8 protein-coding genes are annotated in these 13530 nt (G+C 34.6%); 3 read left to right on the forward strand and 5 right to left on the reverse strand.

The features are described from left to right. Positions 1 to 48: 48 nt before the first annotated feature. A complete protein-coding gene (locus B9T31_RS01140; RefSeq protein ID WP_086180125.1) occupies positions 49 to 1752 on the reverse strand; it encodes a GGDEF domain-containing protein in 1704 nt (567 codons plus the stop codon). Between the two features lie 1031 nt (positions 1753 to 2783). Here B9T31_RS01140 and omp33-36 point away from each other — a divergent pair. Then, on the forward strand, positions 2784 to 3668 hold the full coding sequence (gene omp33-36, locus B9T31_RS01145; RefSeq protein WP_086180126.1) for a porin Omp33-36: 885 nt from the start codon (positions 2784 to 2786) through the stop codon (positions 3666 to 3668). A 45-nt stretch (positions 3669 to 3713) separates the two neighbouring features. On the opposite strand, the gene B9T31_RS01150 is transcribed toward omp33-36, so the two are convergent. The 3 genes from B9T31_RS01150 to B9T31_RS01160 form a co-directional block, all read right to left on the reverse strand. After that, on the reverse strand, positions 3714 to 5690 hold the full coding sequence (locus B9T31_RS01150) for a BCCT family transporter (protein ID WP_086180127.1): 1977 nt from the start codon (positions 5688 to 5690) through the stop codon (positions 3714 to 3716). 207 nt (positions 5691 to 5897) lie between these two features. Further along, on the reverse strand, positions 5898 to 7607 hold the full coding sequence (locus B9T31_RS01155) for a cation acetate symporter (RefSeq protein WP_086180128.1): 1710 nt from the start codon (positions 7605 to 7607) through the stop codon (positions 5898 to 5900). A gap of 1 nt (position 7608) precedes the next feature. Beyond that, a complete protein-coding gene (locus B9T31_RS01160; protein ID WP_086180129.1) occupies positions 7609 to 7941 on the reverse strand; it encodes a DUF485 domain-containing protein in 333 nt (110 codons plus the stop codon). Between the two features lie 189 nt (positions 7942 to 8130). Here B9T31_RS01160 and B9T31_RS01165 point away from each other — a divergent pair, with 189 nt between their 5' ends. Both B9T31_RS01165 and B9T31_RS01170 read left to right on the forward strand, forming a co-directional pair. Next, a complete protein-coding gene (locus B9T31_RS01165; protein WP_086180130.1) occupies positions 8131 to 11622 on the forward strand; it encodes a PAS domain-containing hybrid sensor histidine kinase/response regulator in 3492 nt (1163 codons plus the stop codon). 383 nt (positions 11623 to 12005) lie between these two features. Beyond that, positions 12006 to 12773 carry a hypothetical protein gene (locus tag B9T31_RS01170; RefSeq protein ID WP_086180131.1) on the forward strand — a complete coding sequence of 256 codons (768 nt, stop codon included), beginning with the start codon at positions 12006 to 12008 and terminating at the stop codon, positions 12771 to 12773. Positions 12774 to 12827: 54 nt separating this feature from the next. On the opposite strand, the gene B9T31_RS01175 is transcribed toward B9T31_RS01170, so the two are convergent. After that, the gene (locus tag B9T31_RS01175; protein WP_086180132.1) at positions 12828 to 13478 is read right to left on the reverse strand and encodes a response regulator; all 651 of its coding nucleotides are present in this window, start codon (positions 13476 to 13478) and stop codon (positions 12828 to 12830) included. Positions 13479 to 13530 lie beyond the last annotated feature (52 nt).

Raw genomic sequence — 13530 nt, forward strand, 5'->3', positions numbered from 1 at the left:
TTTTTTAATTCATTGCTTTTTCATCTTTTAAATGGCATCACAAATTCATTAATCTGCAACCGCATTTTTTCCAGAAGTTTTAACTTTTAATAACGATTTATCAGCTCGATCAAATAACTCTTTCCACGTTGTGGCACCAACTGCAACACCTGCGCTTACAGAAATGTTGATATCTGTTTCTTTTTCAGCTACAAAAAATACACTGTTGGCAATATCATTGCGGATTTTTTCTGCAACTAAAAGCGTATCTTTGACTTCAATAGAATCTAAAATAATAATAAACTCATCCCCTCCATAACGCACAATTACGTCAGAAGTTCTTAGGTTAGATTTCAGTTTATTTGCAATAAATTGAATGACTTGATCACCCACAATATGACCATAGTTGTCATTAATTTTTTTAAAATCATCAATATCTAAGATAATTAAACCTGTACGACTGAGCTTTTCAGTATGTTCTTCTAAAATTTGTACGTATTTCTCTAATGCTAAACGGTTAGATACACCAGTTAAAGCATCTGTATTGGCAATATTATGAAGTTGAAATTCTAATATATCGCGTTGTTGCAACTTAGTTTGCAGCTTCTGAATCGCTTCGAATAATGATATTGAGGTATCATAATACTCTTGATCTGTCCCATCACTATTTTTATTCGCCAACATTAATATTTTTTGACGTGCTTCAATCAAAGGCTTAAAAATTCGGTTACGTGCATATGCTAAAGTAAATAATGCCGTAATCAGTGAAATCAAAGATACAACTATCGAAAAAATAAACTGCCTAAATGTATTTTGATTTTCATGTTGTATATGTGGAATAAAATTATTAATAACATATGATTGTAAATCAACAACAGTAGAGAATTTTCCAACCATCTCATCAGTCAATTCAGTCGCAGTTAATGAATAGGGTAAATGATCTGTACTATCATCAATTAAATTTTCAACAAGTGGTATCCCCTGATCCATAAATTGAGTTTGCACATGCTGATGTAATTCTAAATATTTTTCTGTTTTTAACTGCTCAGGTTGCAATGTACTGATTAATTTCCATAAATAATAAGCTTGGTGTTGTGTTTGTAAAGACTTTTCACGATTTTCATCAGGCAATGTTTCTTGAAACGTTAAAGGTGCAATAATATTTGATGCAACGCGACCCGCTTGATCCCTTAAATCGGTAAGCAGTAAAACAATTGTATAATAGTTTGAAATATCTGAGGTTTTTCCTGCTGAGTGTTTCACGAAATACTCTAATGATGATCGAGCAACATCCCATGCGGTATACATTTTTTGAATAGAATAATCAAACTTGTTTACAGAACGCTGCGCAGGTGAAAATTTTGTATATTCATCAACCGCAATTCGTCCTTCAGAAAGTGCAATCTTAAAATCATGCTCTAACAATGACATAAGTTTTGAATAATGCTTATGTCCTAATAAAGCAATCGTCTCATTAAGTTTCTGATCTAATTTTTCCCGATGTTTTTTAAGTGCTATCGTATTTTTTTCTAATGATTCAGGGGTACTAGACATCACATTATTTGAAGGTCCCCGCTCTTCTGAAACTAAATTTGAAAGATCTGTTAAATTTTTTAGAACAGAGATCTCAGCTAAGGCTTGCTCCGATTTTTGATATGCGTGAAAACTATTCAATGTTAATGGAATAGAAATTAAAAAAATTGAACCAATGATGACGACCATTGAACCAAATAATCTTTGCTTAATATGTTCTGAATGTAAGTTATACTTCATTAATAACTTGCCCAAATAACAAAAGGCCTAATATTTATTATTTTAAGTTTACAATAATTTCATACCTTTGTTTCTAATTTAATCACATTCTTTTATGGTACTTTCTGTAATTTTCATCAAAATAAGAAAAGATTAATATATTTATTTACACGTGCCACAATAAAGTGCATAATGCACCTTATTGGGGCGAATAAATAAAATTCTCAGCAGATTTTAGCATTTTTCCACAAATTTTGGCAGAAAAATCCTGATTTTTAACAAAATCAGGATTTTTTTATTATAATCGAATAATAGTTCTAGTATAAGTGCATTATATTGGTGCAAAAATTAACACCAAAATTTTCATAATATGCGATAAAATCAAAAAAAAAATTCTTAGAGTTCTGCTATGTGTTTTCGCAAAAAACATGAAATATAATATTCAAACAAAACTCTTCTTACCTAGATTTTCAGTAAAACTTACTAAAACTAAAGCATATTATTAGTAGTCTACGTCTTAGTGCTGAAATCCTAAAATTATAAAATATGATCGATGTAGGCAAATCATTCATAAATAGATCAACAGACAACATCACTTAGAATAATTAATTTAAAATCAATTCTCTATATCATAAAAATCAAAAATAAAGTGCTTTATCTTAATTGGCAAAACAAAACTTTAAAAAAGGATTTTAATAATAATTTTTTCTATAAAAATCAAATTTTAAAAGCATAAATTATCAATAATTGTATAAATTTTAAACTTTTTTAAAAAAGGATTGAATAGTTACATTAATGTAAGAATTAATTTGAATCAATATCTTAATTATTATAGTAATTTTCAATTAAATTATGAAAACGATGAAAATACAACCTATTGATTTATAATTATTTTAATATTTCATTTTTACAAAAATAAGTGGAATTTATTATTTATATCAAAAACCAGTATAAATTGTAATTTATTGATCTTATCGACCAATTGACTTAAAGGATTGTTACAATACAATGTCACAACTTTATATTTTTTTGTTTTAATGACTGGTAATTTCATGAAAAAACTCGGTTTAGCCACAGCTCTATTATTTGCCATGACTGGTGCTCAAGCATACCAATTTGAAGTGCAAGGTCAAGTGGAACATATTGAAGATAAAAATGCGCATAATAAATACACTGGTGCTATCCAAGGTACTTATTATTACAGTGATGTAGATTCTAAAAAAGGCCCTTTAGCTGAGGCAGCTTTTTTAAATCAAGCATCTAGCGTATCTTTAGCATATGATTTTGGTAAATATTCAAGTGCTGTAAATGATGTAAAATATACGTCTCAAGCTTTTGGTGTTAAAGGTGAAACTTATATTCCAACACCTATCCTTCCTGTATATGCAAGCGCATCTTATAACCACACAAACCGTAGTTATAAAAATGATGAAGCGCATAACAATGGTGACATTTATGCACTTGAAATTGGTACATTAATTGCGCCTAACTTCTTAATTGCTGGTGGTTATACGCGTGTAGCAGACAAAGCACAAGCAGCTTATGATACTTTTGATGTTCTAGAAAGTGGTACAATTCACACTGTTTTTGATCGTGCTGTGATTGGTAACAAGAAAGATGTTGCAACAGCTCGTGCAAAATATGTAGGTGCAATTGATGGCACAAACATGGCAATTGGTTTTGAAACTGGCCTAGTTTATGGTGAACACACTGCATATAACATCAAATCTGATTTGTACCTTACTCCAGCGTTAAGCGTTGGTGCAGCTTATTCTGCAACAAGTGCAAATGTTGCATCTGATAAAGTTTGGAGTGCAAATGTAAACTACTTTATCACTCAAGACATTTCAGTTGCTGCTAGCTATGCAAGTACAAGTGCATTAGGTAACCACTCTAATCACCAAGCAGTTGGCTTAAATGCTAAATACCGTTTCTAATTTTTATTAGAAATCATAAAAAAGGACGCTAAGCGTCCTTTTTTATTACTCGGCGGTTCTAACCAGACTAAGAAAATGTAAATGACGTTCGTATTGATCAATAATATCTTGTATTAAATCTTCAATGGTCCATTCCATTACATCATAATTTTGACCACCTTCTTTTAGAAATACCTCGGCTTGGTAATACTCTAATGGCTCCATTTCAGCTTGAATATCAGCCATAAAACTTGGAGGAATGGTTTCCGTTGCCATGACTTGATAAACAAATTTAATTTCATCTAAATGATCCACTCTTAATTTCAGACCATTTTCAACAGTTTGAATTTTCACATCTAAATTTCGTCGTAAGAACTCACGTTTAATTTTCTCAAATGCATCTAAAACTGTTGTCTGAATATATTCATCAATTTCCGATTTTTGATGTGGATAATGCATTATTAAACCCAAGCGTTGTTGCCAACTCCTTGGTTTTTGAATAGCACGAGGCGTAATACGCGCCAACTTTAATGCTTGTATCTTCGTAATATCGAGTCTTAAAGCTTTTAATAAACCCCAACACATCATTAACATGATAAATGTGAATGGTAGTGCACTTAAAATGGTCGCTGATTGTAATGCATGCAAACCGCCAGCCAATAACAATATACTTGCTAATGCTGCCATTAATATGGCCCAAAACAAACGCTGCCAGATTGGAGAACCTTCCTTTTTGGAGGTCAAATAATCGGTTACCAAAGCACCAGAGTCTGCTGATGTTACGAAAAATAAAATCACCAATACCGTTGCAAGAAAACTCATGGTTCCAGAAAATGGCAAGGTATTTAAAAATTCAAATAATGCCATTGAAGAGTCTTTCTGGACGACCGTAATTAAGGCTGTATTTCCTTCATGAAGAATACTGTTTAATGCAGCATTACCCATAAAGCCCATCCAGATTAATGTAAATCCTGTTGGAATCAGCAAAACGCCAACAATAAATTCTCGAATTGTTCGTCCTTGCGAAACTCGAGCAATAAATAATCCAACAAATGGCGACCATGAAATCCACCATGCCCAATACATAATGGTCCAACCACCAATCCAATTATTAGATTGATATGCATACAAATTAAAGGTCATATTAAATAAGTTGGATACATATTGACCTGTATTTTGGATGGTTGTTTGCAATAAATAAATGGTTGGTCCTGCAAAAAAAACAAATAATAATAGGAATAATGCTAAGACTAAATTAATCTCAGACAGTCGCTTAATGCCTTTATCCAATCCCAATACAACGGATAAAGAAGCAAGCGCTGTAACCATCACAATAAGTATTAATTGCGTAGAAGCAGAATGTTCAATTTGAAATAAATGATGTAGACCTGAGTTAATTTGAGTTACCCCAAAGCCTAAGGTTGTTGCGATTCCAAATATCGTTCCAATTGTTGCAAACGTATCTACGCCATCACCAATTGGACCATAAATTTTGTTTCCAATGATTGGATATAACGCAGAACGTATTTTTAAAGGTAAATTATGCCGATATGCAAAATAGGCTAAAGATAAACCAACAATCGTATAAATTGCCCAAGCATGAAATCCCCAATGAAAAAAGGTAACTTTCATCGCCAATTGCGCAGCTTGAACTGTTTCAGCATCACCTACTGGTGGGGAAATATAATGCATCACAGGTTCGGCAATGCCAAAGAACATTAAACCAATACCCATACCTGTAGTAAATAGCATGGCAAACCACGATGCATTCGTATAGCTTGGTTGACTATGGTCTGGTCCAAGTTTAATTTTTCCCATTTCTGAAAGAGCAATATAGATGAGAAGAATTAAAAAAATGGCAACAGATAAAACATAAAACCAACTGAAGGAATCTGTTACCCAGTGGTTTAATTGTTTTGTAATGAGATCAAACGTGTCTGGTGTCAATAAAACAATCGTGATAAAAATCCCAATAATAATGACAGTACTTAAAAAAACATTTGGATTCACATTGGAATACCAGTTTGTTTTCTTGGAAGGCATAATTCCCCCATTTTGAATTTATTTAAATGACTTATAAAGATTTGCTGTTAAAGCAATTAGACACATATTCATGTGAAAAGCGAGATTAAGAAAATATAAAATATTTATTCAATAATAATTAATTGTTAAAAATAAAGCTGTTATAACACTGTTATAATCTCGTAACAAAAAAGCCTCTAAAAAGAGGCTTTTTTTAATCTATTTTAATTAGTGATCAGATGCACCAGAAATTCCTAGCCCCGTTTGTGAGCGTACAAACTGCGCATCAAATGCTTTACGTTCTGCTTGTGCTTGTGCTGAATTATCAGTCACAGAGAACAACCAACAGCAGATGAATGATAAAGGCATTGCAAAAATAGCAGGACCATTAAATGGATTCACAGGCTTATCTGAAATACCGAACGTATCGACCCATACTGCTTTTGAAAGAACAATCAATGTCACTGCTGTAACAAGACCAACAACGCCACCTATCACCGCACCACGTGTTGTTAGACCTTTCCAGTACATTGAAAGTACAAGTACAGGGAAGTTCGCACATGCCGCAACTGAGAATGCTAAACCAACCATGAATGCAACGTTTTGCTTTTCGAATAGAATTCCTAACACCATCGCAAAAATAGCTAAACCTAATGTTGCAATTTTAGACATACGTAATTCAGATTCAGGTGTCGTTTCACCTTTCTTAAATACGTTGGCATATAAATCATGAGAGATTGCTGAAGCACCAGATAAGGTTAAACCAGCAACAACTGCAAGAATTGTGGCAAATGCGACTGCTGAAATAAAGCCCATGAACAAATCACCACCCACTGCATCAGATAGGTGAATCGCTGCCATGTTATTGCCGCCAACAAGTTCTAACTTCCCTGTCACCGCCATTTTTGCAACATCTAAGAATTGTGGATTGTTTGAAACATAAAGAATCGCACCAAAACCAATAATAAATGTTAATAGATAGAAGTAACCAATAAAACCTGTCGCAACTACTACAGATTTACGAGCTTCTTTAGCATCTTTTACAGTAAAGAAACGCATTAAAATATGTGGCAAACCAGCGGTACCAAACATTAATGCAAGACCTAATGAAATTGCATCAATTGGATTCGATGCTAAATTCCCAGGCCCCATGATTTTTGCAGCATCTGTTAATGATACATCATGAACTTTAGAGAACACATGAATCGCTTGTTCAAACATATTTGTGAAGCTGAAACCCACACCTTTCATAACCATGAAAGCCATAAATGTAGCACCCGAAAGCAACATTACAGCTTTAATAATTTGAACCCATGTTGTTGCCAACATTCCACCAAACATTACATATGCCATCATTAAAAGACCAACAATGACAACTGCAATATTATAATTCAATCCAAATAACAGCTTAATAAGCTGTCCTGCACCCACCATTTGTGCAATTAAATAGAAAGCAACAACAACAAGTGAGCTAATAGCTGCTAAGGTACGTACAGGCTTTTCAGCTAATCGGAAAGAAACAACATCAGATAAATTATATTTACCAAGGTTACGTAAGCGTTCTGCAATTAAGAATAATACAATTGGCCAGCCAACCATAAATCCTAAAGAATAGAGCAAACCATCAAAGCCTGATAAAAAAACCATGGCAGAAATACCCAAGAAGGATGCTGCTGACATATAGTCACCCGCAATGGCTAAACCATTTTGGAAACCAGAAATTCCTCCACCAGCGGTATAAAAGTCTTTGGTACTCGTCGTTTGTTTAGCAGCCCATTTTGTAATAAATAAGGTTGCACCCACAAAAATAAGGAACATGATGATTGCAGGCCAATTGGTTGCTTGCTGTTCTGCAGCACCCAAATCTGGGCCAGCAAATACCATTCCAGGTATAACGACCGTAGATGCAATAAGCGCTTTAAGTGAATTCCATTTCATCTTAATTAGGTCCTTTTTCTTGAGCAATCGCTTCAACTTCACGCACTGCTTCTTCATTTAACTGATCTAATTTATTATTCGCAATATAGGAGTACACGCCACATAAAACAAATGATAAAACGATAATGCCCAATCCGAGTGGAATCCCCCAAGTGGTTACTCCACCTGAAAGTGAACTTAATAAAAATTCTTTGTTATAGCCTACTAACAGCATAAAACCGACATAAACAACTAGCATGATGATCGTCAATGTCCAACTAAGGATACTTTTTTGACGAACCATTTCTTTAAACTTTGGATTTTGTAGAATTCGATCTACCTGAGTTCCATCCATAATCTTACTCCTTGATGTATCTAGACCCTAGATACATGAAACTTTTTAATTTGTATTTTCGATGACAAAAGTAACAAGGTTATAGGGTGGTTGTAATTTAGACTTTGGTCGTTAAAAAAATATCAATTCAAACTGTATCGTTCACGAATGGAGTATGATGCTGAATAAAACGATTGTGATGTGAGCAATATGAACAGTTGGCTACTAATTGGAGTGCTTGTCCTTTATATCGCACTTCTATTTATTTGTGCTTTTTTTGGCGAAAAACATGCAAGTCGCCTAAGTACACGTGGTCGAATGTTCTTATTTAGTCTAACACTTGGTGTGTACTGTTCATCTTGGACCTTTTATGGCGCAACTGGTGCTGCAGTACGAGATGGAATTTTATTTTTACCTATTTACTTAGGTCCATTGCTTTTTGTTGCTCTAGGTTACGATATTTGGCGACGTTTAGGTCGTGTGCGACAGCATCATGCGATCTCCTCTATTGCCGATTTTATTGCTGCTCGTTATGGTAAAAGTGGAATGCTTGCCTCATTGGTGACCATTCTTGCTGTTATTGCGATTATTCCTTATTTAGCCCTCCAACTTAGAGCTATTGCATTAAGTGCAAATGTTATTTTAGCTCCTACAGAAGGACTGACAAATACCACCAATAGTGTTTTATTTTTAACAGGCATGCTCGCAATTTTAGCCATGATATTTGGAACAAGACAAATTGCCAATACAGAACAGCATGGCGGTTTAATGCTTGCAGTTGCATTCGAATCTTTTGTTAAGCTCTTTGCTTTACTTTGTGTAGCAGGATTTTTCTTATTTGATTCACCTGAAAATATAGTACTTATTTCACAAGATATTTCACATACATTCAAAAATATACAAATGTATGGTGTTCCAGATACCTTTTGGATTCAAACCTTACTTGCAGGTTTAGCGATTATTTGTTTACCTCGCCAATTCCATGTTGCTGTCGTGGAATTACGTGATGAAAAACATATTAAAGGTGCAAGAAAATGGTTTGCAGTTTATTTAATTTTGACCATTGTTGCCATCATTCCTATTGCAAGTTGGGCTTTACATGCTGCACCACATTACTTAGCTGTACCTGATGTTGCAGTTTTATCATTGCCTTTAAGTTATAACCAAGATTGGTTAACTTTATTGGCATTTTTAGGTGGATTTTCTGCCTCTACTGGAATGCTTCTTGTTTCATCCGTCGCTTTGTCCATTATGCTGAGTAATGATCTTATTATGCCAGCATTATGGCGATTTGAAATATTTTCGAGGCATGATAAACGCTTACCGCTTGTCCTTAAATTTACACGTCGAATCTGTATTTTAGCCGTGATGCTACTTGGCTTTTTGTTCTTTCATTTTTTCAATGATATTGATCAACTTTCTGTTTTTGGCTTATTAGCATTTAGCGCAGTTGCACAATTTTCACCTTCTCTGATTGGTGGTTTATATTGGCGTGGAGGAAGTAAACAAGGAGTTTATGCAGGTCTTATTATTGGTTTTCTCATGTGGGCCTATACTTTACTTTTACCCACAATATTAAGAAGCTTACCGCAAGATTTTCATAGTTACACCCATCATTTTTTAAATTTTGGTCCATTCGGTTTAACGTGGCTCCGACCCGAAGCATTGCTTAATTTTGAATCTTTAGCACCATTAACTCATGGCGTTATTTGGTCATTAGGCTTAAATATCATTCTCTTCATTTGGGTTTCTCATATTTTCCGCCCAAGTATTGCTGAACAAATTCAGGCTGAAAGCTTTTTTTATTATGAAACGAAACCCTTACCATCTCAGTCGTCCAATACAGAAGTCAATTATTTACAACACGATGTTGCTCGCTTAAAAGTAGCCGATCTCATTACACTCGCAAAACGGATTACTGGAGATGAGCCTACTTTACGTGCTTTCCAACAATTTTGTACCCAAAATGATGTTGTACTCAATGAAAATAGTAATGCCAATGGGATGTGGTGGCGTTTTACTGAACAATATTTAGCAGGAACAATTGGAGCCGCATCAGCGCGAACACTCTTAACAACAGCCATGGTCAATAATGGTTTAGCCCTTGGGCAAGTTGCTAATATTCTTGACCAAGCCTCACAATGGCAACGTTTTAACCAAAACCTAATCATGACCATGATTGATCATATGACGCAAGGCGTCAGCGTTGTTGATGAGAATATGTGTTTGGTTGCTTGGAATAATCAATATTTAAAACTTTTTGATTATCCTAAAGATATTGTTTATGTCGGATGCCCAATTTCAGATTTAATTCGTTATAACGCTGAACGTGGTGAATGTGGTCCTGGTTCGATTGAGGAACATGTTCGCAAACGAATCCATTGGATGAAAGTTGGTAGTGCTCATGAATTTGAACGTATTCGTAAAGATGGACTTGTCATTCAAATGCGTGGAAATCCAATTGAAGGTGGTGGATTTGTCACAACTTTTGCTGATATTACAGCCTTTCGTGAAAATGAAGCCGTCTTAGAAGCACGTGTTCAAGATCGGACACAGCAACTTGCGAATGCGTTGACAGAGCAACAACTTGCACGTGAACAAGCCGATAAAGCCAATATGTCAAAAAGCCGTTTTATTGCCGCTGCAAGTCATGATTTACTCCAGCCCATGCATGCAGCACGGTTATTCAGTACTGCACTAGAACAAAGTATACAATCAAAAGAAGATCGAGTGACTTTACAGCAACTTGATCGTGCCTTACATGGGGCTGAAAGTATGCTCTCTGCACTCTTAGATATTGCGCGTTTGGAAGGTGGAACAATTCAACCGAATCGTCAATCTTATCCCTTACATGATTTATTAAATGATTTAGAGCTGCAATTTAAATCAATTGCTGCTCAGCGGAATATTCATTTTAGCGTCCATGATGCACAATTTTGGATTGATACCGATCCACAATGGATTCGACGTATTATCCAAAACTTTGTCAGTAATGCTTTGAGATATACTGCCAAAGGACGTGTGATTGTCGGTGTTTTACGTTCCGCAAGCCGCCCGAATCATATTCGTATTGGTGTTTGGGATACTGGTCCAGGTATTGCTGAAGAGCAACGGATCAAACTTTTTCAAGAATTTGAGCGCTGCGGACATACTTCACCTTGGGGAGAACAAGGTCTTGGCTTAGGTCTTGCTATTGTACACCGCATGACCAGTTTATTAGATTATCCCGTACATGTTTATTCACGTTATGGGAAAGGTTCATGCTTCATGATTGAAGTCCCTACCGTTACTGCACCTAAAATGATAATCAGTCCAACTCAAACGATACCATTGAAATCAAAAGCCTATAAAATACTATGTCTGGATAATGATGAAACTATTCTTGAAGGTATGGCAACATTACTCACCAAATGGGGATATCAGGTTTTTAAAGCGATTGAACCTGAACAAGCCTGTCAAATTATCGAGCAGGAAAATATTCAAGTTTGGTTGGTCGATCAACATTTAAATCAAAACAAAATGGGGCTTGATTTTATTTTACAATATCGTCAAGAGCATATTGCAATCGCGCTCATTACAGCAGATTCAGATCCTGAGTTACCGCAAAAACTCAAAGACCTCAATATTATTTTGTTGAAGAAACCTTTAAAACCAGCATCTTTACGGTCATGGTTATCTGGTCTAAAAATTAATGATACTTAAACTTAAAGTATTTTTAGCCTCTGAATAGCATTAATTCAAAGCTTTTTATATATCATTCCATTATCGCTAGATCATTCATCTCATGGTCTAGCGATGTCATGAGAAAATTTTTTCTGCCAGAAACTAAAGTTTTTAATCAGATTGTTTACTGTGTTGGCATTAACTTCCAAAATATAGTTAACAATACTTTAATCTTTGATTTAATAAACTAATTTATTGATTTTATTGAATATATTTTGTAATTTTTTGCCACACCCAATACTCAACTTATAGCGTATTCTATTTTATAAGATGAAAAACCAACAATTAAACGATTAGTTTAGTCTCTAAGATTTGATCGACATTGAACTGACTAATCACCTCCACATTAGAGGTAACATTAAATGAATACCCCACAAAATATGACTCAAAATAATAGTCAAAATCAACAATTCCATCGCCAATATGGTGAAAATTCACTCTTACCAGATATAAATTGGCAAAACTTATTTCCGCACAGTCATCTCTCATCTGTACATTTAAATGCATTAAATACGCTCTATCAAGCAGCAGTTCCTTTAGCTCTTCAAGTATTTAATGAACTTAATTTTGATGTGTTTACGCCAAATGCATATAAACCTCAAGGGCTTGGTCTTTTTGAAAAAATTGCAGAGCAAGAAAGTAAATTAATTAAAATTTTAGAAAATGAATCTCAATGCTTAGATGAAAGTACACGTCATCAAATTTGGAGCATGTTGTTACGTGGTGGGGCAGTATTGGTATTTAAAGCATGGTTAGGTAAAGTTAAAACTGATCAATATTTATTAGATACAACACAATTTGATGAACTTTCAGATTTATTATTCATTAAAACATCACCAATAACCTTAGCAAAATATTTAAATATTAACCCTCACTCTAAACAAGATCATATATTTTTAATGTATGACAACAGTGTCTATTTAGATCATTTTAACTGCTTAGAGACGGCAGCTTTATTTGTTGAATTAGGTGTATATGATGCAACGTTCTTAAGTTTGAGAGATGATAAAGTTGCACAATATTTGATTGAACGTGATTTGGTCACAACCGAACAAATAGATGAATTACAATGCGCATTAAATCCTTTATTTTGTACAGCTTTGAACCCTAAACAAGATTGTATTGCTTAATTAACTTGACTAAAACAGATATAAAAAGCCTTCATTATGAAGGCTTTTTATATCTTAAATTTTCTTTTCATCTATATTTAACGCATTAATGGCAAGCACTGCTTGAGTACGATTTTGTACCCCCAATTTACGGAAAATTGCCGTAACATGTGCCTTAATTGTCGCTTCAGAAACATCCAATTCATATGCAATTTGCTTATTCAACAAACCTTCTGCAACCATCATTAAGACTCTAAATTGCTGCGGTGTTAAAGACTGAATACGTTCAGCTAAAGCCGTTTCATCCGAAGCTCGTGGATCAAAACTCATATTCTTTGGTAAGTTCGGTGGTAACCAGATTTCCCCTTCTAATACTTGTTTAATCGCTTCTCCAATATGACTTGGATGCGCTGATTTAGGAATATATCCCATAGCACCATGCGCAATTGCACGCTGAATAATAGTTGATTCTTCATGTGCAGAAACCACAACTATTGGAAGAGACGGATACTGTGCTCGAACATGTACTAAAGCTGAGAAACCTGAAGCACCCGGTAAATTTAAATCAAGTAAAACAAGATCTGGCTCAGGACCTTTTTCTAAACGTTCGTAAAACTCATTCACAGCAGCTGTTTCATGAATTTGAGCCTGTGGCAAACTATAACGTACTGCTTGTATTAAAGCATGACGGAATAAAGGATGATCATCAACGATTAAGATATTCATAAGTAACGCGAGAGATCTTGAGCACAATGATCCCTATTCTAACCATACATTT

Origin of the sequence: Acinetobacter sp. ANC 4558 (assembly GCF_002135375.1) — a bacterium.
Lineage (GTDB): Bacteria > Pseudomonadota > Gammaproteobacteria > Pseudomonadales > Moraxellaceae > Acinetobacter.